At 70.1% G+C, this 26,417-nt stretch carries 14 protein-coding genes; 12 read left to right on the forward strand and 2 right to left on the reverse strand.

The annotated features are described in order from the left end of the window. Window positions 1-50: 50 nt before the first annotated feature. Entirely contained in the window at window positions 51-5,570 is a 5,520-nt protein-coding gene (locus tag G6O54_RS38370) for a beta strand repeat-containing protein (RefSeq protein ID WP_165226486.1), read from the reverse strand. A 334-nt stretch (window positions 5,571-5,904) separates the two neighbouring features. On the opposite strand from G6O54_RS38370, the gene G6O54_RS15160 reads away from it, so the two are divergent. From G6O54_RS15160 to G6O54_RS15215, 12 genes are all read left to right on the forward strand, one after another. After that, window positions 5,905-6,513, forward strand: a complete 609-nt coding sequence (locus tag G6O54_RS15160) for an RNA polymerase sigma factor (RefSeq protein ID WP_165226487.1) — start codon at window positions 5,905-5,907, stop codon at window positions 6,511-6,513. Between the two features lie 10 nt (window positions 6,514-6,523). Further along, on the forward strand, window positions 6,524-9,808 hold the full coding sequence (locus G6O54_RS15165; RefSeq protein WP_165226488.1) for a WD40 repeat domain-containing serine/threonine protein kinase: 3,285 nt from the start codon (window positions 6,524-6,526) through the stop codon (window positions 9,806-9,808). 306 nt (window positions 9,809-10,114) lie between these two features. After that, complete coding sequence (locus G6O54_RS15170; protein WP_250846907.1) at window positions 10,115-12,292, forward strand: DUF1549 and DUF1553 domain-containing protein; 2,178 nt, start codon at window positions 10,115-10,117, stop codon at window positions 12,290-12,292. Between the two features lie 9 nt (window positions 12,293-12,301). After that, window positions 12,302-13,693, forward strand: coding sequence for a DUF1501 domain-containing protein (locus G6O54_RS15175; RefSeq protein WP_165226489.1), 1,392 nt, complete (start codon window positions 12,302-12,304; stop codon window positions 13,691-13,693). Between the two features lie 153 nt (window positions 13,694-13,846). Continuing rightward, the gene (locus G6O54_RS15180; protein WP_165226490.1) at window positions 13,847-15,292 is read left to right on the forward strand and encodes an SWIM zinc finger family protein; all 1,446 of its coding nucleotides are present in this window, start codon (window positions 13,847-13,849) and stop codon (window positions 15,290-15,292) included. 59 nt (window positions 15,293-15,351) lie between these two features. Beyond that, window positions 15,352-17,175, forward strand: coding sequence for a HEAT repeat domain-containing protein (locus G6O54_RS15185; protein ID WP_165226491.1), 1,824 nt, complete (start codon window positions 15,352-15,354; stop codon window positions 17,173-17,175). Between the two features lie 13 nt (window positions 17,176-17,188). Beyond that, entirely contained in the window at window positions 17,189-18,325 is a 1,137-nt protein-coding gene (locus tag G6O54_RS15190; protein WP_165226492.1) for an ATP-binding protein, read from the forward strand. A gap of 8 nt (window positions 18,326-18,333) precedes the next feature. Next, window positions 18,334-20,649, forward strand: a complete 2,316-nt coding sequence (locus tag G6O54_RS15195; protein WP_165226493.1) for a DUF5682 family protein — start codon at window positions 18,334-18,336, stop codon at window positions 20,647-20,649. A gap of 30 nt (window positions 20,650-20,679) precedes the next feature. Then, window positions 20,680-21,888: a VWA domain-containing protein gene (locus G6O54_RS15200; RefSeq protein WP_165226494.1), complete on the forward strand. Its 1,209-nt coding sequence runs from the start codon at window positions 20,680-20,682 to the stop codon at window positions 21,886-21,888. 241 nt (window positions 21,889-22,129) lie between these two features. Beyond that, window positions 22,130-23,029, forward strand: a complete 900-nt coding sequence (locus G6O54_RS15205) for an RpnC/YadD family protein (protein ID WP_165226495.1) — start codon at window positions 22,130-22,132, stop codon at window positions 23,027-23,029. 275 nt (window positions 23,030-23,304) lie between these two features. Beyond that, the gene (locus tag G6O54_RS15210; RefSeq protein WP_165226496.1) at window positions 23,305-24,372 is read left to right on the forward strand and encodes a DMT family transporter; all 1,068 of its coding nucleotides are present in this window, start codon (window positions 23,305-23,307) and stop codon (window positions 24,370-24,372) included. Beyond that, the gene (locus tag G6O54_RS15215; protein WP_165226497.1) at window positions 24,369-25,514 is read left to right on the forward strand and encodes a hypothetical protein; all 1,146 of its coding nucleotides are present in this window, start codon (window positions 24,369-24,371) and stop codon (window positions 25,512-25,514) included. The genes G6O54_RS15210 and G6O54_RS15215 overlap by 4 nt, the downstream gene beginning before the upstream one ends. On the opposite strand, the gene amrB is transcribed toward G6O54_RS15215, so the two are convergent. Further along, window positions 25,492-26,289 carry an AmmeMemoRadiSam system protein B gene (gene amrB, locus G6O54_RS15220; RefSeq protein ID WP_165226498.1) on the reverse strand — a complete coding sequence of 266 codons (798 nt, stop codon included), beginning with the start codon at window positions 26,287-26,289 and terminating at the stop codon, window positions 25,492-25,494. The two genes, G6O54_RS15215 and amrB, sit on opposite strands and share 23 nt — an antisense overlap. Window positions 26,290-26,417: the final 128 nt, after the last annotated feature.

The raw sequence follows: 26,417 nt of genomic DNA on the forward strand, positions 1-26,417 counted from the left end.
GGGTAATCTCGGTCGGTGAAAGGGGCGGGGGAATGGTCGTCCGCGGGTCGTCAGATCCTGGTCCCGTAGCGGAGCCGGAAGGCGGCGAAGTCGGCGTCGGAAATCATGCCGTCGGCATCCACGTCAAGGAACCAGTTGGCGGCATAGGCGGCCGGCTTCTTGTAGGCGGCGAGGAACGTCTTGTAGTCGGTGGCGTCCACGTCGCCGTCGCCGTCGGAGTCGCCGAAGAGGCGGTGGAAGCTCAGGACGGTCTCGGCGACGCCGTCGCCGTCGGCGTCCACCTTCAGGACGTAGCGGCCGTCGCCCAGCCCCTTCGCCCCGAAGTTGAACGTGAGCCGCGTGCCGACGAGCGTCAGCGCGCCGGCCAGCGACACGTCCTGGGGCGTGCCGCCGGGTGTCAGCCGGCTGAGAGTCACGCGGCCCGGCGAGAGGATCGTGGAGAACCCCGCGCCGCCGTCGAAGTCGAGCGAGAGGGTGTTGACCAGCGACCTTTGCTGTTGCCCGTCCTGGACGACGAAGCTGCTGGCTCGGTTGGCGTGGATCACCGTGATGGAAAAATCGCCGACGCGGATCACGTTGAAGTCCCAGGCGAACGAGTCGTAACCGTCGCTCCCTTCGGGCAGGACCGCGGCGTAGAGCGTTGACCCCGCGGCCAGCGAGACCGGGGCGGAGCCCCAGGCGATCGTCCCGGCCACGCCCGGGTCGCTCAGCAGGCGCGTGGAGCCGGAATACGCGGCCAGGCCGATCGTGCCCCCGGCCCCGCCGTTGGCCCGGGTCAGGGTGCCGTTGCCGAGCCTGTAGGTGCCCCCCGCGGGGACCGTGTAGGCGGCGATCGCGGCGACGTCGTAGCCGCCCGGTGTCTGGCCCGAGCCGCCCCCCGGATGCCCGCCGTTGGCCCCGAGCGCGACGAAGCCGGCGGGATAGCTGGAGGGGTAGGACGTCGTGACGGCCTGGTAGCGCGTGTTCGCCGGGTTCGCGACCATCGCGGTGTAGTTCGCCGGATTGCCGACGGCGCCTCCGCCATTCCAGAGGTAGGACCAGCCGGCGGCCGGCGTCGGGGCGAGGAAGTCGGTCGCGTAGTCGCGGATCAGGGTATCGGCCGGGCGGACGGTCCCGTCGGCGTCCGTCGCCGAGACCCGGATGGTGCGAGTGGCGGCACCCGTGAACGTGTGGGAGGCCAGGGATGCCGTGGCCGGGAGCGTGGCGATCGTGCCGTCGCCCCAGTCCACCGTCCATGAGGCCAGGGTGCCGCCGGATGCGGCCAGGGTGAGCGAGTAGGGCCGGCCCTCGACGACCGACGCCGGGCCGGTGGCACTGCGGCTGACCGGCGCGACGATCACCGGCACGCGATCGGTCTGGACGACCGTGAAATCCCACCCGAACGAGTCGTAGCCGTCGCCGCCCTCGGGCCCGACGGCCAGGTAGAAGGCATCGCCCGTGGCCATCGCGACGGGCGAGCTTCCGAAGGTCGTCGCGCTGACGATGCCGGTTCGATCTCCGAGCTGGCCGTTTCCCTTGTAGGTGAGCAGCTCGATCGACCCGCCGGCCGCGCCGTTGTTCCGGTTGATGACGCCGTCGATGATCTGGTACGTGCCACCGCGGGGGACGGTGAACCCGGCGATCACGTCTCGGTCGAAGGTGCCGTTCTGGCCCGACCCGGTGCCCGGATGCCCGTAGCTCCGTCCGAGGATGCCGAAGCCGCCGGGCCCGGCGGAGGGGAAGGCTGTGGCGTCGGTGGTGTAGCTCCCGCCGAAGTTCCCGCCCCAGACCAGGGGGACGTAGTTGGACGCCGTGCCGATCGGTCCGTTCTTGTTCCAGAGGTACGACCATCCCGCCATCGGCATCGACGCCTGGAAATCCGACGCGTAATTCCTCGGGTTGTACTGGACCGCCCGTACGGTGCCGTCGGAGTCGGACTCCGAGACCGTGATGCCCAGGTTGGCGGCCACCCAGTAGGTATGGCTCGCCGCCGTGGCGGTGCCCGCGACGGTGCTGGTCGTGCCGTCGCCCCAGTTGATGATCCAGGAGCCGACGGTCCCCCCGGTCGCCATCAGCTTCAGGGTGTAGGGTGCCCCCTGATTGACCGTGCTCGGGCCGGAGGCCCGCCGGACGAGCGCGGGGGAGACGCCGAATGCCGCGGAGGTGGTCGTGGAGTTGCCGATCCCGGACGCCGCCAGCGTGTACCTCCCCGACGGCAGGTCCACGGTCAGGTTCGGGAACGAGGCGATCCCCTGGACCAGCGCGGACGAGGCGTTGTAAAGCGCGGCGAAGGTCGGGTTGTCGGCGAGCGTGAGCGTGACCGTGCCGGTCTGGGCCGTGACGACATTCCCATACGCATCGACCGCCTGGACCGTCACGGTCGGGGCGATGGAGGAGCCTGCGACGGCGTTCGTCGGCTGCTGGCCGAAGGCCAGGTGGTCGAAGGCGGCCGGGGAGACGACCACGGTCGCCGAGCCTGAGATCGAGCCGCCCGATTCGGTCGCGGTGATCGATTGTGATCCGGACGTCTCCAGCGTGATCGTGAAGCTGCCAAGCCCGTTGGTCAGGTTGAAGTTGTTCGGTAGCACCGCCTTCCTGTCGCCGCTCGTGATCGCCACCGTGCCCGCGTAACCGTAGGATCGGATCCCCTGCGAGTCCAGGGCGGTCACGGTGTACGTCTGGGCGACCCCCGCGACCGTCGAGGTCGGGCCCGAGATTGTGAAGGAGGATGCAGGCTGGTGCTCGACCGCCCCGGAGTCGGTCATGCCATTGATGGTTCGGGCGAAGCCTCGCTGGTCGGTGGTCACGGTCGAGAGGACCACTCCGCGGTTGAGGGCCTTGCTCCCCGCCGCCGGCGGCATCGTCGGGGTCGCTCCGCCGTAGTTGCCCAGGGGCAGGAGCCCCGTCGCGCCGACCCCGGTGAGGTCTCCCTGCCCATTGAAGTCCCCCGGGGAACTGGCCGGGCCGATGACGTTGCCTCCCCCGGTCGAGTAACGCCCAACGACGTCGTTCGGGGCGCCCGCGTTTCCGGCCAGGATGGAGTTGGTGACGGTCACGGAGCCGTTGGCGGCCGTGGTGTTGAAAGCCGAACCGTCGGTCGTGCCTTCGTTGCCCGCGTAGATGCTGCCCGATCCGGGGCTTCCCGCGAGCCCATGCTGCCCGCCATACAACCCGGTCACGCCACCGATCCCGCCCTTGCCCCCCTGGCCTTGCGGCCAGACCAGAGGCGCGTCGTTTACGGCGTTCGTGGAGGCGGTCACGAACCTCAGCAGGGCGATCCCGCCGCTGACATAGGCGGCGCCACCCTGGGAATCCCCGCCCTTGCCGGCGAGATTCCCGGCGTTGCCGCCATTGCCGCCGTTGCCGCCATCGCCGTTGGTGTAGATGGCGTTGTCCGTGGCTTCGCCGCCGTTGCCACCGTCGCCGCCGTTGCCGTCCTGGCCTCCGGTGCCTCCGGTCGTGGCGTTCGCAGCCAGGGTCACGTTCGTGACGGTCACCAGGCCGCCGATCTCGTAGAGGCCCCCGCCGTGCCCGGCGCCACCGCCGCCCCCGTTGCCCCCCTGGCCGCCCGAGCCGCCGTGGCCACCCTGACCGACACCGCCATTGGCCTGGAGCCCGCCGTACTGGACCCAGTCCGATCCGATCGGCCAGTTCTCGGGATCCTGATCCGGATGCATCCAGCCGCCGTGTCCGCCGACACCCCCGTTGCCGCCGTGTCCGCCGACACCCCCGTTGCCGCCGACGGCCGCGTTGTTCGTGACGGAGCTACCCGCAAGCGTCAAGGACGTCGAGCCGCCCGGCGCCTGGCCGACGGCCAACCCGCCTCCCCCCGCCTCGCCCCCGGCCCCCGCGTCGCCAGCGGCACCGGCCCCGCCGCCTCTCCCGCCGTCATACGCCGTGTAGTAGGGGATGTTCTGGGTCACCACGTCGATGTAGTTCGCCGAGGTGTTCACCCCGCCCTCGCCGCCGTTGCCACCCGCCCCACCCAGTCCCCCGGCGGCGCCGTCGCCAGCGGTTGCCGAGTTGCTCGCGAACGCGATGCCCGTGAGCGTCGCGGTACCGTTGGACATGGCGAATGCCCCGCCCGTCGTGTATCCGCCGCCGCCGCCGTGCCCGCCAGTCCCTCCCGGGCCGCCGTTGCCGCCCGCGGCGCCGAAATCCGGATCGTCGAGGCGATCGGTCCCCATCCCTCCCACGCCGCCCGCGCCGCCGACGCCGCCCGAGCCGCCGTGTGCCGTGTTGGCGGACCAGATGCCGCCGGTGGCGGTCAGTGTGCCGCCCGCTTGGAATGTCCCGCCCCCGCCGGAGAAACCGCCGTTGCCGCCGTTGCCGCCGTTGGTGCCCGGCGCTCCGGGGTTGCCCACACTACCGTCGATGGGACTCCTGCCGGAGCCCGCGGCCCCCGCCGACCCGGCGAGGCCGGCGCCGCCGATGCCTCCGGTCGCGACGTTCGAGGAGACCGTCGCCCCCGACAGGTCGAGCGACCCCGCGGCAAGGAAGGCCCCGCCTCCCTCCCCGGAGCCTCCCGCGCCCCCCGCTGTCGCGATCCCGGTCGACCCCGCGCCGCCGGTGGCCTGGTTGCTCGCCAGCGACCCGTTGATGGTGACCGTGCCGGAATCCACGTAGAGTCCGCCGCCGAGGCCATTCCCCCCGCCTCCGCCGCCCCGGGCCCCGTTGGCAGAGAGGGCGCTCGCGGCGTCCAGGGTCGTTACGCCCGGGCCGCTGACGACGTAATTCCCAATCCCGCCGCCCCGGCCGTCTCCGCCGGCTGCCTGCGGGCTCGCGGAAGGGAACAGGAATTGGATCAGCGACGCTGTCGTCCCCCCGGCGCCGCCGATCGCGAAGTTTGACGCCACCGAGCTGCGAACGAGCGAGAGCCGTCCCCCGTTGAGGATTCCGCCGCCCCAGGCGGTCCCCCCGGATGTGGCCGGGATGAGGTGGAGGCTCGAATCAACGTTCGCATCAGCCCCGTCCCCGGCGGTCGCCGTGTTGAGCGTGACGGTGGAGTCCGTCAGGGTCATCGTACCGGTGTTGGTGTTATTGATCCCACCGCCGTAGACTCTCGCCCCCGCCGTGCCCGTGGCCGCTTTCCCGGCGGCGTGGGCGGTGTTGTTCCTCACGACCACGTTGCTCAGGTTGGCCGTGCCGTCGTTGAACAGGCCCGCCCCCCCGAAGTTGCTGAAGCCGTTCGTCAGGGTGAGGTGATCAAGGTTGGCCGTCACCCCTTGCCCGACGTACATGACCCCGACCCGACCATTTCCCTGCAGGATCGCCGAGGGAGATCCGCCGGTGATCGTGATGCTACCCTTGGTCAGGTCGAGCCGGCCCAGGCTCAGACCATAGGTCCCGGCGGGCAGGTTGATCGAGTTCGTCCCCCCGGCCACGTCGGCCGCGTTCACGGCCTCGCGGAGGCTGAGCACACCATCGGAGGCGTTGACGACGTCGGCGAACGTCGTGACGTTATAGACCGCCAGCAGCGTCCGATCCTCGAGCGCCTCGAGCCGGGGCCTCATCCGTCTCCGGGTCCCGGTGCGGGCCTGGCGTCCTGCGTGGTGGCGGCCGTCCGACGGCCCGGGGCGGCGGTGCGACATGGTGAACCTCTCGCGGGTGAATGGCGGACGTGATAAGGCGAGCTCGGCGGCCGCGCGGATCTGTCCGGTTGATCACTTGGGAGTGTCGCCGGCCCAGGTCTCGTCGCATGCACGGTTGGGACGTTCCTAGCTCAGTACCGGTCATGGCGTCCAAACCTAAGGCGCGGAATGGGAAAAAAAGCAATCCGATCCAACCGCGGGTCTCTGGGGCCATCCGGACCGGTGGCGTCGGGAAGCCGCTTGCAGACGCATGCGTGCGTCCTTAAGATCGGGGAGTCCAGATGTCCCCGACGGAACCGTTCGGTTCGTGATCTCCGACGCCGGAGCTTTTCCCATGCCCTCGTCGAACGACTCGGGCACGCACGCCAGCCTCCTGATGCAGCTCGCGGCCGACGCGACCGATGAGGCGGCCTGGGGCCGGTTCGTAGCCCGGTACTCGCCCAAGATCCGGGGCTGGGCGCGGGCGAGGGGGCTCCAGGACGCCGACGCCGAGGACGTCGCGGCGATGGTCCTTCAGCGACTGGTCGATCGGATGAAGGTTTTCGTCTACGATCCGGGCCGGAGCTTCCGGGGCTGGCTTCGCACCCTCACCGAGCATGCCTGGGCCGAGATGGTCTCCGGCCGCGGGTTCCGCGACGGGCTGCCGCTGTCGGCCGTGGGCGAGGTCGCGGCGCGCGACGACCTGGTGGATCGGCTCGCGGCCGAGTTCGACCTGGAGTTGCTCGAGGAGGCACAACGGCGCGTCCGCCTCAGGGTCGCCCCCACCACCTGGGAGGCCTATCGCCTGACCGCCGTGGAGGGGCTCTCCGGCGCCGAGGCTGCGAACCGGTTGGGGATGAAGGTGACGAACGTCTTCGTCGCCAAGAGCTCGGTCCTCGCCCGCCTGAGGTCCGAGATCCAGGCCCTGGAGCGTGTCGCCGACGGAGCCACGATGACGCGGTGAGGAGGCGATGGTGTCCGACTGCCCCGATCGCCGCGACCTCGAGGCCCTGCTGCTGCCGCGGCCCGACGAGGGCCCCCGGGTGCTCGTGGCAGCCCACGTCGAGGGCTGCCCGGACTGCCAGGCGGTCCTCGAGGAACTGACACACCCCTCGATCGTGTGGGGAGCCGTCGACGCCCCGACGTTCGCCACCTCGAAGGACCCGGCGGACGCGAGGTCAACCGCCGGAATGGTGGTGCCGGAGGTGCCCGGGTACGAGATCATCGGCGAGCTCGGTCGCGGCGGGATGGGGGTGGTCCATCGCGCGGTCAACCTGCGGCTGAACCGGCCCTGCGCCCTCAAGATGATCCTGGCGACCGGCGCCGCGGCCGAGGGGGCGGTCCTGCGATTTCTGGCGGAGGCCGAGGCGATCGCCCGCCTTCGCCATCCGAACGTCGTCCAGACGTTCCACATGGGCGAGCACGACGGCCGGCCGTTCCTCGAGATGGAGCTCGTCGAGGGGGGCCCGCTGTCGGGCCGGATCGACGGCACGCCCTGGCCGCCCCCCGACGCGGCCCGGATGATCGAGCCGGTGGCCCGGGCGATCCACGAGGCGCATCGGCGGGGGATCGTCCATCGCGACCTGAAGCCCGCCAACATCCTGATGGCGGCCGACGGCACGCCGAAGATCTCCGACTTCGGGCTCGCCAAGCTCCAGGGGATCGATGCCGGCCTGACCCGCACGGAGATGATCCTCGGCTCCCCCAGCTACATGGCCCCCGAGCAGGCCGAGGGCAAGGCGCGGGAGGTCGGACCGGCGGCGGACGTCCATGCCCTGGGCTCCATCTTCTATGAGCTGCTGGTGGGCGGCCCGCCGTTCCGCGGGGCGACGGTCCTCGAGACGCTCGACCAGGTAAAGCACCTCGAGCCGGTCTCCCCCTCGCGGCTCGTCCCGGGCGTGCCGCGGGACGCGGAGACGATCGCGATGAAGTGCCTGGAGAAGGCGCCGGCGCGACGGTACGCGACGGCCGGCGACCTGGCCGATGATCTCGGCCGATTCCTCGCCGGGGAGCCGATCTCCGCCCGGCCGCCGTCCCCGTGGGAGCGATGGGGCAAGTTCGCGAGTCGGAACAGGGCGGCCGTGGCCGGCGGCCTCGGCGTGGTCGCCGCCCTGCTGATCGGCGCCGTCGTCTCGACCGCCTTCGCCCTGGCCGAGGCCCGCCAGCACCGGCTGGCCGTCGCGGCCGTGGGCCGGGCCGACGAGGCGCGGCGGATCGCGGAGCGGGAAGCCTACCAGGCGCGGCTCATGACCGCCCTGGCCGCGCTCGGCGACCACCGGATCGCCGATGCGACGCGGCAGCTCGAGGCCGTCGCCCCCGACCGCCGCGGCTGGGAGTGGCGGTATCTCCAGGGACGGCTCGATGCCAGCCTCGCCCGCGTCGACGAGGAGCCGCCCCTGGGCATCGCCGGGGCCTGCTTCCTCGAAGGCGGCGCCGCCGCGTACCTGACCGATCGCTCGAGGATCTTCCTCAGAGATGTCGAGGGCCGTCGTCCCGACGTCGGATTCGACCGCGAGCCGGGCGAGGCCGTCTGGCCGGTCGGTGGCGGGCGCGGCGGCCTGATCCGCGCGGGGGCCGCGGGGGAGCTCCGGCTGCTCGGCCCGGACGGACGTCTGGTCCGCGAGTTTCATGCGGACGATCGTCGCCCGGTCGCGGCGGTCGCCATCTCCCGCAAGGGCCGCCGACTGGCCGCGTATTACCCCGCGGATCGGCCGGACGCCACGCCCACGGTGCGGATCTTCGACACCGCCGACGGGACGAACCGGCGGATCGACCACGGCGTCCTGGTCATGGATTTCAGCCCGGACGAACGCCTGCTCGCGATTTCGAGCGGCGACACCACGTCGGTCTGGGACGTCGAGACCGGCCGCCGCGTCGCCGACCTCCTCGGCTATCAACGACGCGTATTCTCCCTGGCGTTTCACCCGGAAGGCTCGCGGTTGCTGACGGGGATGGAGGACCAGTCGCTCCGGGAGTGGGAAGCCCGGACGGGCCGCCGGCTCCGCGAGTTCGCCGACAGCCACGGGCCGATTCGGGCGGTCGCCTACAGCCCCGACGGCCGATGGATCGTCTGGTCCGGCGACGACGGCCCGATCCGGCTTCGCGACGCCCGCACCGGAGAGGCCGGGGTCGTCCTGGACGGGCACCGCCGCCAGGTCAACGCCCTGGCGTTCAACGGCGACGGCTCGCGACTTCTCTCCGTCGACGAGGGCCCGGAGGGCCGGTCGATCCGCCTCTGGGACGTCCCCTCGATGCTCGCCGACCCGACGATCCTCCGGGGCCACGACAGCTACCTCTACGCCGTGGCGGTCGACCCGCTCGGCCGATGGATCGCCACCGGAGCCTGGGACAACGTTATCCGCCTCTGGGACGCCGCCAGCGGCCTCCCCGTCGCCGTGCTCGAAGGGCACTCCGGATGGATCTCCGACCTGGCCTTCAGCCCCGACGGCGGACGGCTCGCCTCGCGGGCGTCCGACTCGACGGTCCGGATCTGGGACCCCGCCGCTCGCGAGATGAAGGCGGTGTTCCGCGAGGTGGGCTGGGACCGCTGGTGCCCCCAGGGGCTCGCCTTCCGCCCCGACGGCGCGGTCCTCGCCGCCGCGGATCACGGGCGAGTGCGGCTCTGGGACGTGGGTTCCGGCCGCGAACGCCCGCCGCTGGACCACCCGATCCACTCGGCGCAGGCCGTGGCGTTCAGCCCGGACGGCCGGCGGCTGGCCGTGTCGGGGGACGACACCGACGCCGCCGTCATCGACGCCGAGACCGGTCGATCCGTCACAAGGCTCCGGGGACATGCGGATCGGATCCCGACGATCGCCTACAGCCCGGACGGGCTCCGCCTCCTGACCGGTAGCGAGGACCATACGGCGCGCCTCTGGGACGCCACCGATGGCCGGCCGCTTGCCATCCTCCGCGGTCATCGCCACCAGATCTATTCGGCCATCTTCCACCCCGACGGGACCCGGATCGCGACGGCGGGCCGAGATCGGTCGATCCGCATCTGGGACGCGAGCCGTGGTGACGAGTTCCTGCGACTCGAGGGGCATCAGGATTACGTCATGTCACTGGCCTTCACGCCCGACGGGGCGACGCTCGTCTCCGGCTCCGGCGACCGGACCGCTCGCCTCTGGGACACCTTCCCCCTCGCCCGACGTCTGGGCGCCCGCGCGAACCCGCCCGCCGATGGCTCGCATGGCATGACCTCACCCCGGGGTGGATCATCGACGCCATGCAGCCCGCTCCATGGCGGGTCGGGTTGAATAGTGTTCATGTTATGTTTTAATTGCAGGTGGGATCGGGTTGTCTTCTCTCGCGTGGAGGATCGTGGCGAACTCGACGACCCCGCGAGGACGGGGGCGTTTCTGGGCGCGGCGTTCCTGCGGCTTCGTTGGCCGGACATGGGCCCTGCGAGCCCGCTCCGCTTCGACGTCCGGATCGGCTGAACGGGCCGAGCTCCCGAAGCCCGGGTTCGGAAGCCGTGACAGCCACGGCCCGTTACTGTAAGCTGGTCCTCATCTCACCGGTTCATTCCGACCCCGCCGACACTCACGCCCGGAGTGGAAAACGTGGAGCGAACGCCGGGACTCATCGCCAGGGCCGTGGCCTGCCTGATGCTCGCAACCCCCGCGGCCGGCGCGGCCGAGCCGGGCCCCTGGGCCCTCAAGCCGGTCGTCCGGCCGGGCACGCCGGCGGGCGCGAGCACGACTCCAATCAACCCGATCGACGCCTTCCTGGCCGCGGACCACCGCGCGAAAGGGCTTACCCCCGCGGGGCCCGCGGATAAGCGGACGCTGCTGAGACGGGTCACGTTCGATCTGACCGGCCTGCCGCCGACGATCGCAGAGCAGGAGGCATTCCTCCGCGACTCATCGCCGGACGCCTATGAGAAGGTCGTCGATCGGCTCCTGGCGAGCGAGCAGCATGGAGTCCGTTACGGCCGATTCTGGCTCGACGTGCTCCGCTACGCCGACGTGGATGAGCGGATGGTCGCCGCGGCGGGCATCCACCTCTGGCGGGATTGGGTCATCCGGGCCATCAACGACGACCTCCCGTACGACCAGTTCGTCCGCGCCCAGTTGACCGGATATCGGTCGGCCGAGCGGACCCAGATATCCGCCACCGGCCACCGGAGCCGGAAGGAACCGCGGGCCGACGACATGTTCGCGCTCGGCCTGCTCTCTCGCGGTGCCGTCTTCCGCGACGGCAAGGATGCCGGCGAGCTGCCGATGGCCGCCGTCGAGACGGTCTCCTCCGCCTTCATGGGCATGACCGTCGCCTGCGCCAAGTGCCACGACCACATGTTCGACCCGATCTCCCAACGCGACTACTACGCCATGAAGGCGCTCTTCGACCCGCTGGTCGTCCGCAAGGTGGTGCTGGCGACGCCCGCGGAGATCGTCGCGGCGGGGAAGGCGATCGACGAGGCCGAGCGGAAGCGGGCGGCGGTCGAGGGCCCGATCGACGAGCTGATCGCACCGTACCGCAAGAGGCTGCATGACGAGCGGGTGGCGATGCTCCCTCCCGAGGTAAGGGCGATCATCCTCAAGCCCGACGCCGAGCGTTCCGCGGCCGAGCGGAAGGTGGCCGATGATTACTTCCCGGTCCTGCGGATCGACACGGACAAGATCCTGGCCGTGATGCCGGAGGCGGAGAAGCGACGATACCGGGAGCTCCAGGCGAAGCTCGACGCCGCGGGAGGCGGCCGTCGCGACGCGCCGCTGGCGGCCTTCTGGACGGTCGAGGTCGACCCGAGGCGTGCGGCCGAGACGAGCTACATCCTCACGAGCGGTGACCCGGATCGTCCCGAGAAGAAGCACCCTGTCGAGCCCGGCTGGCCGTTCGGCCCGGAGAAGCCCGACTTCCGCGAAGGCCGGATCGAGGCCTTCTCCGACTGGCTGACGACGGCCGAGAACCCTCTTTTCGCCCGCGTCGCGGTCAACCGGCTCTGGCAATGGCACTTCGGCGAGGGCCTGCACCGGTCGCCCAGCGACTTCGGCAAGCTCGGCGGCACCCCCGCCGATCCCGCGCTGCTCGACTGGCTGGCCTCGGAGTTCGCGGCCCGCGGGTTCCGGATGAAGGCGATCCATCGCCTGATCGTGACCTCGGAAGCCTACAGGAGAGGGTCCGAGGCCCCCCCGGGACTCGCCGAATCGAACGCCGCCTCCGACCCGACGAACGCCTACCTCTGGCGATTCCCGCTGCGCCGCCTCGAGGCCGAGCCGATCTGGGACGCGATCTGGGCGGCGGCCGGCGGCCTCGACATGGCCGTGGGCGGCCCGTCGTTCGACCCGGCCGGCGGCCGGGGTGGCATGCGGGGAGGCTCGACCGGGACCGGGACCGGGACCGCGACCGCGAGCCCCACCAGCCGCCGAGCCGCCTACATGATCCGCGGCTACTCGACGAGCCGCGACGTCGTGCCGGTCTTCCTCCAGGCCTTCGACGTCGATGACGGCCGGGTCCCGTGCCCGGTGCGGACCCGCACCGTCGCGCCACCCCAGGCGCTCTTCCTCATGAACGGCGAGGCCGTCGAGCGAGCGACGGTGCGGTTCGCCGCGAGGCTGAAGGACGAGTCCGGCGGCGACCTCGCCGCGGCGGTCGACCTCGCCTATCGGCTCGCCATCTCGCGGCCGCCGACGCCGGCGGAAAAGGACCGTTCGCTCGCCTACATCGATCGCGACCCGGAGCGCCTGAAGGGCCTGGCCTGGCTCCTCCTGAACCTGGACGAGTTCCTCTTCGTCCGCTGAGACCTCCCCATGAACGCCCAGCCCCTCTTCCCGTGCGGACGTGTCACCCGCCGCGACTTCCTCCGCCGCGCCGGCGGCGGCTTCCTGGGCGTGGCCCTGGGGGGCATGTGGGCGGAGGCCGGCGACATCGACGCCGCGATCCGCGGGCCGCACTTCGAGCCGAGGGCGAAGTCCGTCATCTTCCTGTTCATGTGCGGCGGCGTCAGCCATATCGACACGTTCGACCCGAAGGACAACCGGTGGGCCGGCAAGCTCATCGACGCCGTCGGCTTCGGCGACAACTCCGCGGAGATGAGGCGCCCGGTCATCTACTGCGAGCGGACGTTCACGCGACACGGCGAGTCGGGCATCCCCGTGTCCGACTGGTTCCCGTGCGTCGGCTCGGTGATCGACGAGATCGCCGTCGTCCGCTCCATGTGGTGCCACGAGGGGAACCACTTCCCGGCGGTGATCGAGACCTGCACCGGGCACCGCGGCCGGCCGTTCGACCACCCGACCTTCGGGAGCTGGGTTTCCTACGCGCTGGGGAGCGCCAACCGGAATCTGCCCACGTTCGTGAACATCGGCCGGCCCTCGTCGCCCGTGCAACTGACGGGGGGCTATCTCGGCGCGTCGGTGGCGGCGACGCCCTTCCAGACGGGCGAATCTCCAATCCCCAATCTCAGGCCGCCGCGGGGGACCAGCCGCTCGGACCGCGACCGCCGGATGGAGGCCCTCGAGGAGCTGAACCGCGGCTTCCGCGACCGCTACGCCATGGAGTCCGACATCGCCGCCCGGACGAAGGCGTACGAGCTGGCCGCGCGGATGCAGCTCTGGGCGCCGGAGGCCGTGGACATCGCCGATGAGCCGCGGCACGTCCGGGACCTCTACGGGATCGGCGACCCCGCCACCGAGGAGTTCGGCCGCCAGCTCCTGCTGGCGCGTCGGCTGGCGGAGCGCGGGGTGAGATTCATCCAGGTCTGCCATGCCGGCGGCGGCAACGGCGCCTGGGACGCCCACGGCGACATCCGGACCCACGCGCCGCTCTGCCGCGCGACCGACCGGCCGATCGCCGGCCTGATCCGCGACCTGAAGGCCCGCGGCCTGCTCGATCAGACCCTGGTCGTCTGGACGAGCGAGTTCGGCCGCAGCCCCTGGTCCCAGAACACGACCGGCCGCGACCACAACCCGCGCGGCTACTCGTGCTGGCTGGCCGGCGGTGGCGTCAAGGGGGGCACCGTCCACGGCGCCACCGACGACGTCGGCTACCGGGCCGTCGAGGACCGCCACTACTACAGCGACCTCCACGCCACGATCCTCCAGCAGCTCGGCCTCGACCACACGAAGATGGAGCTCCCCGTCCTGGGCCGGACCATGCGGATCGTCGAGGAAGGCGAGCCCATCGCCCAGATCCTCGCCTGATCGCGGGAATCCATGGGATACGCATGGACACTATGGCGGGCAGCGTGTATCATGCGCCCTGTCGTGGCAGCACCCGGTTGTGTGGCATCTCCACGACACCTAGAATCGCACCCGGTTCTCTCCTCGGTTCACGGTTCCGATGGGCCGACTGGAATGATCACGATCACTGAAGACTTCGTCGACGCCGCTGCGCCCAACGCGGACGCGGCGAAGAATGGGCGGGCCCTGGTCCTCAAGAAGAAATTCCTCTCGCTGAACGAGTCCCCCGACCAGACGCTCCTGTTCGGGCAATGCGCGGGGAGCGGCAAGACGCCCTACCTCTGCTCGGCGGACTTCGCCGTGCCGGAGAAGCCCGTCTATCGCTGCAACTGCCCGAGCCGACAGTTCCCCTGCAAGCACGCCCTGGGGCTGCTCTACGCGAGGGCCGACGGCAAGCCGTTCGCGACGGCCGACGTCCCGGAAGAGATCGCGGCCAAACGGGAGAAGGTGGCGGCTCGCGTCGAGAAGAAGAAGGCCGACGCCGAGAAGCCCGTGACGGTCAACAAGTCGGCGCTCGCCAAGAAGATCAAGGCGCAGCTCGACGGCGTCGACCTCCTGGAGAAGCTGGTGCTGGACGTCGTCCGGCTGGGCATCGGCAACGTGAACGCGAAGACGGCCCGCGAGCTGGAGGAGCAGGCCCGGCAGCTCGGCAATGCGTATCTCCCGGGCGCCCAGGCGGCCCTCCACGGCTTCACGAAGCTCTTCCGCGATGCGGGGGGCGAGGAGCGCACCGGGGCCGGGCGCGAGTCCGTCTACGGCGAGGCCCTCGATCAGCTCTGCCGCCTGCACGCCTTGATCCGCAAGGGGCGGGCCTACCTCCGGACCCGGCTGGACGACCCGGAGCTCGCGCCGGAGACCGACACCGGCATCGCCGCCTGGCTGGGGCATGCCTGGCAGCTCCGCGAGCTGAAGGACGCGGGCCTCGTCGAGCCGGACGTGGAGCTCGTCCAGCTTTCGTTCCATTCGTATGATGACGTGGCGCGCAAGGAATACGTCGATGCGGGCGTCTGGATGGACCTGGGCAGCGGCCGCATCGCCCTGACTCAGACCTATCGGCCCTACCAGGCCGCGCGGCACATCAAGAGCGAGGACAGCTTCGCCCAGGTGGCCCAGGTCAAGGAGCTCTGCATCTACCCGGGCGACCTCAACCCCCGGGTCCGCTGGGACGGGATGCTCGCCCGGCCGATCGAGTCCCGCGATCTGGTGAAGGTCCGCGGCCACGGCCGCGCCGAGTTCGCCGCCGTGGTCAAGGACGTGAAGTCGGTCCTCAAGGATCCGCTCGCGGACAAGTACCCGATCTGCGCCCTGAGCTTCCGCCGGATCGGCGCGATCGGGAAGGCGCTCGTGGTCGAGGATCGAGGCGGAGGTCGGCTGGTCATGACGGACGTCGGCCTGCCGGAAGAGCCGCGGAGCGTCCATCTGCTCTCGCTCCTTCCCGAGGAGGCGCTCCGGGACCAGACGCTGATCGTCCGATTCCGGCACGACCTGGACACCCGCAAGCTGCAGGTCAAGCCGCTTTCGATCGTGACCGAGTCCGAGGTGATCCGCCTGACACTGTGACACTGTGGCGCTGTCATCGAAGCGTGTCCCGCATCCCATGATCGGTCGAGGGGAGACTCATGAGCATTCCCGCCCTGGTGCAGGCCTATGATGAGGTGCGCCGGCTGGCGATCGCGGGCAGCATGGTCGCCCCGGGCGACTTCCGCCTCAAGAAGCTGGTGCCGCCGCTCGAGCAGGCCGGCACCAGGGCGCCCGTCTTCGCGAAGGTCGCGGAGGCCGTGAGCCGGCTCGTCGAGAGCAAGGAGCAGACATCCTCGGCGGCGCTCCTGGACCTCGCCACCCTGATCAACTCGATCCTCTACACGCAGGGCGAGACCGGGCTGGAAGGCGAGATCTCTCCCTTGCCGACGACCGAGGTGGGCCGTCCCCACTCCCAGGCCTCGGCCCGCACGCTCAAGCCGCTCCAGGAGGCGCTCACGTCCCGGGGCGAGGGGCGATACGAGATCATCCGCGACGGGATCAATCGGGGGGCATTCCAGGACTTTCGCCTGCTCACTCCGGCCCTGGCCGCGATCGATGACAGTTACGGAGAGCTCGCCGACCTGGTCGCGGACAGGGTTCTGCCACTCTACGGGGCCGCGATCCTCCCCGACCTGGAAGCGGGCTTCGACCCGAAGGGGCGCGGCGGCCATGTCCGGAGGTTGCTGCTGATGCACCAGATCGACCCGGGGGCCGCTCGCCCTCACGTCCTGCGATCGCTCGAGGAGGGCTCCCAGGAGTTGCGGGTCGCGGCCATCGGCTGCCTCGGCGATTCGCCGGACGACCTCTCCTTCCTGCTGGAGCAGGCGAAGGCCAGGGCGAAGGACGTGCGGACCGCCGCCCTCAAGGCCCTGGGCCGCTCCGGCGCCGATGAGGCGGCACGGACGCTCTGCGACGCGATCCGCTCCGATGCCCTCGCCCTGGCCGTCGAGCCGGTCCGGCAGAGCCGCCGGCCGGCGGTGACGGACTTCCTGCTGGACGAGGCGGAGTTGGAATTCAAGGCCCTGCTCGAAGGCAAGGAGAAGGACGCCAAGAAGCTCGACAAGCGAAACGAGCGCATGATCCTGCTGTTGCGATGCCTGGAAGGACGCGAGGATGCCAGGTCGGAGAGGATCCTGCTGGCCATGTTCGGAGACCTCGACCGGCTCGCCGGCGTGAATGGTACGCCGAGCGGGAAGGACGTGATCGAGCGGCTGATGCCCGTCATGGCGGCGGGCCCGCCGCGCGTGCAGGCCGCGCTCATCGACGCGCACGCGACCCTGCCCCCGGAGGGAATCGGCCCTGCGCTCAAGGCCGCCCGCCAGACCCGGACGCCGGCCGAGGTCTTCGCGATGTTCAGCCCCTACCTCACCGCCCGGGTCAACGAGAAGAAGCGGCAACTGGACCCCGCCTGGCGGAAGCGGGAGACCGTGGTTGCGGAGTTCATTCTGCCGCTCAGGTCGAGGAGGCCCGAGGGCTTCCAGGCCCCGGACCCCGCGACGATCGACCCGCGATGGCTGGACCTGGCGGTCGAGATCGGCCGGGACGACCTGGTCTACGCGATCGCCACCCCGGGGCATGCCGGCGCCCGCGAATTCCTCACCAAACGATTTCGGGAGAAGTTCGGCAAGGCGGCGAAGCAATTCGAGCTGGCTGAGGTCCTCGACGCGATGATCCGGTGCAAGCATCCCGAGGCCACGGACTCGATGATCGAGCTGATCAAGGTTCTGGCTCGCGGGAAATCGACGTATGGTTACGTCGGCATTCCCTACTGGATCGGCCACCTGATCCCTCAACTCCCCCGGGTCGAGGCGTTGCCGAAGCTTGAGGCGCTCCTGCCCACGCTCCCGGAGAACATGATCGACGAGTTGCTGGGACACGTGACCGAGATGAGGCAGGCCGAGCCGGACCCGGCCACAACCTGACGAGGAATGTCCCATGGCCAAGAGCAGCACGGCGGCCGCCGAAAAGGCCGCGCAAGGTAGCAACGGCGGCGCCGACGTCCTCCGGGCGCCCGCGGAAGAGCTGTACGCGGAGGAGATCGCGGCCCTGATCCAGGAGGACAAACACGAGAAGCCGGCCGGCTGGAAGATGTCCCCCCGCGCCGTCCACACCTACATCTGCGGCGGCAGGGCCGGCAAGCGCGAGATCACCCCCAAGTACCTGGGGCATGACCGGCTGGTGGAGATCGCCATCGCCACCCTCGTCACGGACCGGGCCCTGCTGCTGATTGGTGAGCCGGGGACGGCCAAGAGCTGGCTGTCCGAGCACCTGGCCGCCGCGATCAACGGCGATTCCACCAAGGTCGTCCAGGGGACGGCCGGCACGACCGAGGAGCAGATCCGCTACACCTGGAACTACGCGATGCTCATCGCCCAGGGGCCCAGCCCCGCGGCCCTCGTCAAGAGCGCCGTCTACCGCGCGATGGAATCCGGCACGCTCTGCCGCTTCGAGGAAATCACGCGATGCGCCTCGGAGGTGCAGGACGCGATGATCTCGCTGCTCTCGGAGAAGCGGCTGTCGGTGCCGGAGCTGTCGACCGAGCTCGCCGCCAGGAAGGGCTTCTCGGTGATCGCCACGGCCAACACCCGCGACCGGGGCGTGAATGACATGTCGGCCGCGCTCAAGCGGCGGTTCAACATCGTCGTGCTGCCCACGCCGAAGACGCTGGAGATGGAGATCGCCATCGTCCGCAAGCGCGTGGGCGAGCTCGCCTCGAGCCTGTCGCTGACCGCGAAGGTCCCCGCCGCCGAGGCGATCGAGAAGGTCGTCACCATCTTCCGCGAGCTCCGCCAGGGCCAGACGCTCGACGGCAAGAACAAGCTCAAGACCCCCTCCGGCGTGCTCTCCACGGCCGAGGCGATCTCGGTCCTGGCCAACAGCATGGCCCTCGCCGGCAGCTTCGGCTCCGGCGAGGTCACCCCCGAGGACCTCGCCGCCGGCCTCCAGGGCTCGGTCGTCAAGGACGAGGAAAAGGACCGCACCACCTGGCAGGAGTACCTGACCAACGTGGCCAAGAAGCGCGGGGAGGACTGGCGGCCGCTGTACAAGGCGTGCTTCGAGCATAACGAGTAGGCCGCATCATGACATGGAACATTCCTGTTTTCGGAGTCCGCCACCTGTCGCCGATGGGCGCCTGGCAGCTCCGCGAATTCCTCGAGCAGAGGAAGCCGAGCCTCGTCCTCGTCGAGGGCCTGGACGACGCCACCGGCCTGCTGTCGGACCTCACGCGGAGGGGGGCGGAGCCGCCGCTGGCCATCCTGGCCTACACCGATTCCCAGCCCGTCCGCACGCTGGTCTATCCGTTCGCGCGGTACAGCCCGGAGTACCAGGCGATCGCCTGGGCCCACGCGAAGGGCGTCCCGGTCGAGTTCTTCGACCTCCCGTCCGACGTCTTCCTCGGCCTCCAGGACCGCGAGATCGAGCGCCGGGAGGAGGCCCGTCGCGAGGCCCGCGAGCCCGGCGAGGTGCCTCCGCTCCCGGTCGGCGTCCCGGAGCCGAAGCCCTCGCTCTACGAGCAGATCGCCGGCCTCGCGGGCGAGCGCGATTACGACACGTACTGGGAACGCCAGTTCGAACACAACGCCGATCCCGGCAGCTACCGGGGCTCGGCGCTGGAGCTGGGCCGGGCCCTCCGCGAGCTCGAGCAGGACGAACCGCTCTGGCGGGCGGAAAACCTCGTCCGAGAGTCCTACATGCGCCGGCGGGTCGAGGCGGCGATCGCGTCGGGACACGCCCCGGATCGGATCGTCGCCGTGGTCGGCGCGTTCCACGCCCCGGTCCTCTCCGGCGACCTCCCGGCGATGACGGACGAGGAGCTGGCCTCGCTGCCGCGGCGGCCGAGCAAGCTGACCCTCATGCCGTACTCGTACTTCCGGCTCTCGTCGCAGTCCGGCTACGGGGCCGGCAACCACGCGCCGGCCTATTTCGAGCTCCTCTGGCAATCGCTCGAGGAGGAGGGCGTCGGCGACCTCTCGCGGCGCTACCTGTCGCTCGTCGCCCGTCATCTTCGCGACGCCGGCACCCACCGCTCGACGGCCGAGGTCATCGACGCCGTCCGCCTGGCTGAGACCCTCTCCGCCCTCAAGAACGGGCTGGCCCCGACCCTGGCCGACCTTCGCGACGCCGCGGTCACGCTCCTCGGCCAGGGGGAGCCCGTCACCGTCCGCGAGGCGCTGGCGCGGGTGGAGGTCGGCACGGCCATCGGCCGCTTGCCGAAGGGGGTCAGCCGGACGTCCATCCAGGCGGACTTCGATCGCGAGCTGTCGCGGCTCAAGCTGGAGAAATATCGCACCGCGGTGCAGCAGGATCTCGAGCTGGACCTCCGCGAGAATCGCCGCGCGAAGGGGGAGGACGCGGCGTTCCTGGACCTGAACCGCTCGTCGTTCTTCCACCGATTGCGAGTCCTCGGCATCGCGTTCGCCCGCCCGGCCCCGTCGCGGCAGCAGTCGGCGACCTGGGCGGAGAAATGGGCCCTGCAATGGACGCCGGAGAGCGAGATCCAGCTCGTCGAGGCGGTGCTCCTGGGCGAGACGGTGGAGCTCGCCACCGCCTACACGTTCCGGTCGCGGCTCGAGGCCTGCACCTCGATCGCCGAGGCCGCGGCGATGGTCCGCGACGCCTGCCAGTGCGGCCTGATGAAGTCGATGGACCTGGCCCGGCGTCGCCTCCAGGAGCTGGCCGCGACCAGCCGCGAGTTCCCCGCCCTCGCCGCCGCCGACTGGCAGCTCGGCCTGGTCGTCCGCTACGGCGACGTCCGCCGGTTCGACCCCGCGCCGCTCCTGCCGCTGCTCGAGGAGCTCTTCGTCGAGTCCGCCCTCTCCCTCTTCGGCGCGGCGGGCTGCGACGACAAGGCCGCGGGGCCGATGATGCAGGCCATGGACGAGGTCAACCGCGTCGGGCTGGAGTTCCACGACCGCGTGGAGGAGTCGCTCTGGATCGAGCAGCTCCATCGCCTGGCCGACGCGGACGATCGCAATCCCTCGCTCTCGGGCTTCGCCTGCTCCATGCTCCTGGAGCGAGGGTTGATCGAGAACGAGGCCCTGGCCCGCGAGGTGTCGCGGAGGCTCTCGCCGGGCGTGCCGGCCGATCTGGGGGCCGGCTGGTTCGAGGGCCTGGCCCGCCGGAATCGCCACGCCCTGCTCGCGCGCCAGCCGCTCTGGGAACAGCTCGCGGGCTACGTGGAGTCCCTGGACGAGGAGCAGTTCCGCCGGGCCCTCGTGTTCCTGCGTCGGGCCTTCGGGCCGTTCAGCCCCCGCGAGAAGCGGCAGATCGCGGAGAACCTCGGCGAGTTCTGGGGCCTGAACGCGGACGTGGCCAGCGACCTGATCGAGCAGCCCCTGACCGAGTCCGAGGAAGAATCGCTCAAGGACCTGAACGAGTTCGATTTCGACCTGTAATCACGGGCCAACCCCGGACGCGGAGCCGTCATGCTCAACCCGGAACAACTCACCCGCTGGCGCCTGATCCTGGGCAAGGAGTCGCAGGAGGAACTGGCGCGGATGTCGCCGGCCGGCTGCTCGCTCACCGGCGAGCAAGTCGAGATGGACGAGGCGCTGGAGGCGATCTATGCGGGCGAATCGGGCCAGGAGATCGGCCGCGACGAGTGGGAGTCGAAGAAGATTGGCCCGCACGCGGCGGTGAAGGGGCGGTCGATGCCGAGGGTCGCGCGCTGGCTCGATCAGATCCGCAACTTCTTCCCCAGGGATGTCGTGGTCCTGCTCCAGCAAGATGCGATCGAGCGCCGGGGGATGAAGGAGCTGCTCTTCGAGCCCGAGATCCTGGCCAAGGTCGAGCCGTCGGTGGACCTGGCCGCGGCCGTGCTGGAGCTGAAGAACCTGGTCCCGGAGAAGGCCAAGGCCGCCGCCCGGGACCTCGTGGGGAGGGTCGTCGAGGAGCTGAAGAAGCGGCTGGAATCGCGGTTCGCCCAGGCGATCCGGGGCTCGATCGACCGCAGCGAGCACTCACCGCTCCGCAGCCTGCCCAACCTCGACTGGCCCCGGACGATCCGCCGCAACCTGAAGCATTACAACCATTCGGTGAAGACCATCATCCCGGAGGAGATTTCGTTCTTCCGCCGCCGACACCGGCAGAACGAATGGAACGTGATCATCGCCATGGACCAGTCCGGCTCGATGGCGAACTCCCTCATCTACGGCGGCATCATGGGCGCGATCCTCGCGAGCATGCCGGCCGTGGAGACGCACGTCGTCGCCTTCAATCACCAGGACGTCGTGGACCTGACCGAGCAGTGCTCCGACCCGGTGGACCTCCTCTTCGGCGTCCAGCTCGGCGGCGCCGAGGATTACTGGAAGGCCACCAGCTACTGCGAACGCTTCATCCACACGCCATCCAAGACGCTCTACATCCTGATCGCCGACCTCTACGACACCAGCCCCAACGAGAGTCGGTTCGTCAAGAAGATGGAGTTCCTCCTGGAGAGCGGCCTGAAGGCCGTGACCCTGCTGGCGATCTCCGACCAGGGGCAGCCTTCCTTCAATGAGAACCTCGCCGCCAAGCTGACGAAGCTGGGCATGCCCTGCTTCGGCTGCACCCCGGACCGCCTGCCGGACCTGCTGGCCGCGGTCCTCAAGGGGCAGGACCTGCACCAGTTCGCGGAGGGAGCGAAGCTGACCTGAGGAGCCAGAAACCGGCCGGGCGCACGGCGGACTCCTCCACCTACCTGAAGATCCTCGTCGGGGGTATCATGTAGGGACGTCTCGACGTGCTAAAGCGGGCGATCAAGCGGCTGGGCCGGATCAAGTTTGGCCCGGCCCAGCCGACGCCTGAATCGACCATCGACCGCATCGCCGATGTCGACTTGGACGAGCTTGCTGCGCCGCGATGACGCGGCATGCCTCCTGACACGGCGGAACCCGCATGGCCAAGCCCTTCGATGCGATTCTCAAGGAGATCTTTGGCGAGGCCCCCGGGCCCCTGCTCGAGTTCTTCCTCCGCCGACCCATCGGCCCGGCCCATACCGAGAGCGCCGACCTTTCCACCGTCACCGCCGAGGCCGACTCCGTCATCCGCGTTGACGAAGCCGAACCCTGGCTCGCCCATGTCGAGTTCCAGACAAGCTACGACCCGGCTCTGCCGAGGCGAATGCTCCGTTACAATGCGCTGATTCATTACCGCCACGAACTCCCCGTCCGCAGCATTGCGCTGCTCCTCAGCCGCGAGGCCGATGGCCGCGTCATGACGGGTGTTTACCGTTGCGACTTACCTGGCGGCGAACCGTGCCACGAGTTCCGGTATACTGTAGTCAGGCTCTGGGAGTGGTCCGCGGAGGCGATTCTGTCGGCCGATCCGGTGATTGCCCCCCTGGCGGCGATCGCTGACGTCTCCGAGGAGCGGCTTCCCGGCGTCCTCCTGGGCATCAGGCGAAGGCTGGAGAGCGACACACCCGAGCCATTGTTCAAGAAGCTCTGGACCGCCACCTATATTTTGATGGGCCTCAAGTTCACCGAAGAGGTCGCCGACCGAATCATCACGGGAGTGGAAGACATGCGCGAATCCTCCACGTACCAGAAGATCCTTCGCGAGGGGCGCGTCGAGGGGCGCGTCGAAGGTCGCGTCGAGGCGATGAGGAAGACGATCAAGCGGCTGGGCCGGATCAAGTTCGGCCCCGGGGAGTCGGGGCACGAGGCGGTCATCGACCACATTGTCGACATGGACATCCTCGAAGCCCTCAGCGAACGAATCCTCTTCGTCACCAACTGGGGTGATCTCCTCCGCGAGATCCCTCGGAACTCCGATGATCCGGCCGCGCCCCGATGACGCGGCGTGCATCGTGAAGGCAGGATCCGCATGGCCAAGCCCCTTGCACGATCCTCAGGGAGATCCTCGGCAAGGCCCCCTCCGAGTCCAGCGTGGGGAAGTTCCAGATCCCCGGTTTTTTGCTCACGAAATCCTCATGCGGGCCGGCCTTCCGCCTTCGCCCGAAAATGGTAGGCTTGCCCTGATCGGTATGATCCTCTGTTGGATGGATCGATCGTCCTGGCTGGGAATGTACGCACGCAAACTGGAGCGGCGGGAGAGGTCGGGTTGGTGGCATGAGTGTCGTGACGACGCGGCCGAAGAAGGCCGTCCCGGAGGCAGCCGGACTGAACGCGAAGGAAAAGGATGTCCAGGCGATACTTACGGAGAATGAGCCCGAGGTCTTCGTGCCCGAGCTCGAATCGTCGGTCCGGCCCGATCTCCGTGGGTATATCTACCTTGCGCTGATGATCGTCATCGGCTCGACCACCTCGCCATTCGCCACGGTCGTCGTCCGCGACCTGCCGGTGAGCGTGCTCCCCTTGCTCCGGTTCGGCTTCGCCGGGCTCTGCCTGATCCCGTTCCTGACCGACCGCGGGGCGCTCTGGCGGATGCTCCGCCACGATCCGGTCCGGATCGCGGTGGTGGCCGCCTGCTGCGTGCCGATCAACCAGTCGTTCTTCCTGAACTCGGTGCGGTTCGGCCCGAATTCGCACGTCGGCCTCTTCTACGCGGTCTGTCCGCTGATCGTCTGGGTGCTCGCCTGGGCGATCGGCGAGGAGGCCCTGGACCTGGGGCGGCTCTGGAGCGTGCTCGCGAGCATCGCCGGCGTGCTCGTCATCGGGCTCGGGAATGCCTGGGGGGGGGACGGCGGGACGCCCGAGCAAACCCGCTCGGTCATGATCGCCGACCTCCTGCTCGTGGGAGCGGTCATCTCCTGGGGGGCCTACCTGACGCTCAGCAAGCCCCTCATCACGCGGTACGGGGCGCTCCCGGTCCTGGCCGGGACCTTCCTGCTGGGTTGCCTGATGGAACTGCCGATCGCCGCGGCCACCATGCCCCACTGGCTACCGACGCTCGGCCGGGTCTCGACGTCGGCCTGGGTCTGCCTGGGGCTCCTCGGCCTCTTCATCACCCCGGTCAACCTCGCGCTCCAGAACCTCTCGCTCAGGCGGCTGGACGCCAGCCAGGTGGCGACGTTCAGCAACGTCGCGCCGGTCCTGACCGTGGTCTGGGGCGTCTGGTTCTTCCACGAGCGGCTCAGCCCGGCCCTGATCGTCGGCGGGGCGCTCACGCTCCTGGGCGTCTTCTGGGCGAGCCGTCCCGGCCCCGGGCGTCAGGCCGCATCGCGAGGGGCCGCATGAACGCTCCCCGCGGCGACGGCGATCGGCTGGCCTTCTTCGTCACCAGCCACGGGTTCGGCCACCTCAACCGGGCGGTCGCGGCCATCAATAAGGTGCCGGCGAAGATCCCCGTGGTGATCCGCTCGCATCCGGACCTCTTCCCGCACTGGAACGAGCGGCTGACGCGGCCGGCGGAGCTCTCGGCCCACGTCTCGGACTCCGGCGCGATCAACCCGCCGGGGGATAGCACGGCGACCGACGGCCCGGCCACGCTCGCCGCCGCGGCCCGGATCCACGAGGAGGCCATGGGCCGCCTCGACGCCGACGCGCGATGGCTGACGGACCACGGCATCGCCGCGATCCTCTGCGACGCCCCGGCGATGCCGCTCCTCGCCGCCAGGCACGCCGGGGTTCCGGGCGCCTGCCTGGTCAATTTCACCTGGGCGGACATCTACGGCCCCTATGCGAAGGCCGCCGGAAGGCACGCGCTCGAGCTGGTCGCGGCAATCCGGACGGCGTATCGCTCGGCGACCAGGGTCTTCCGCTGCGAGCCGGCGCTGGCCATGTCGTGGCTGCCGAGGCAGGAGAACGTCGGGATCGTCGCCAATCCCGCCCGGGACCGCCGCCGCGAGCTCCGCTCGCTCCTGGGCCTGGGGCCGCGGGAGAAGCTCGCCTACTTCTACGTCGGCCGGTATGGCCAGGACGGGCTCGACTGGGAGCGGCTGGAACGCTTCGGCGACCGCGGCATCCACTTCGTGGGCTATCACGCCGCACCGGTCGGGCCGCTCAAGAACCTCCACGTCATCCCCGCCCACGACTGGCGCGGGAGCGACCTGATCTTCGCGACCGACGCCCTGGTCGCCAAGGCGGGCTACGGCACCGTCTCGGAGGCGATGGCCTACGGGCGGCCGATGATCTATCCCCCGCGGACGGGCTTCTCCGAGTTCCGGGCCCTTGATCGGGCGCTCCGCGCCTGGGGCGGCGGCATCCCGGTCAGCTCCCGCGATTTCTCCGGCTTCCGGCTGGAGCAGGCCCTCGATCGGGCCTTCGCAACCGGGCCATTGCGCCCGCCGTATCCGACCGACGGTGCCGACCGCGTGGCCGGCGAGCTGGCCGCACTCTGCCGCCCCTCCGCGGCCGTCAGAGCGAGCCGGCGAGCATGACGAAGGCACCGTAGCCGACGACTCGGTCGCGGCGGCCGGCCGTGTCGCCCGAGGATCTCAGGTCCACCGTCCGGCAGGTCAGGCCGCGCCCGCGGGCGGATCGCAGCAGGCCGGCGATCGCATGGCGGCCGCAAGCCGAGCCCGGCCCGAGCGCCTCCTCCTCCAGGCCCTCGATGGCCCGCGCGGTCGCCGCGTCCAGCCGGCGGGCCTCCTCGTAGTCATGATAGTGGCTCAGGTCCGAGCTGACGACAACGATCGTCCCCGGCTCATTCCAGAACGCATCGAGGACCCCGGCCACCTCGGCGGGGCTCGCCGCGCCGACCAGGAAGGGGACGATCCGGAACCGATCGAGCACGACCTGGAGGAACGGGAGCTGGACCTCGAGCGAATGGTCGCGCGCATGGGCGTCGTCGCGGACCGCGGCCCCTTCCTGCTCCAGTGCCCGCGCGACGGCGCCGCGATCGACGGGGACCTCGCCCAGCGGCGTCTCGAAGGAATCGTCGCTCGACGCGGCCAGCCCGGACACCCCCGCCGTGTGGCAGGTCCCCAGCAGGATCACGCGGTCGATCTCCGCCGCCCGGGGGATGAGCCAGGCGTGGCCGCTCGCGGCGATGGGCGCGGAGTAGGCGTAGCCGGCATGGGGCACGATCAGCCCCTCGGCGCGGCCGGGGCCAGCCGGCGCGGCCTCCGCCAGGAGGCGTCGGATGGACTCCCGCAAGCGACTCGGGTCGGCCTCGTAGAACCGGCCGGCAACGGCGGGCTGTCGGACTCTCATGGCAAATCCTCCTCGCGTCCCAACTCCAGTCTACACAGGACCTTCGTGATCCGCACCGGCCCGACTTCGCCGCCCCGTTGGTTGCCCTTGCACAAATGTCGTTTCTCGCTAGAATCCGGCCCTCATCT

The sequence above is a fragment of the Aquisphaera insulae genome (genome assembly GCF_011064615.1).
Taxonomy (GTDB): Bacteria; Planctomycetota; Planctomycetia; order Isosphaerales; family Isosphaeraceae; genus Aquisphaera; species Aquisphaera insulae.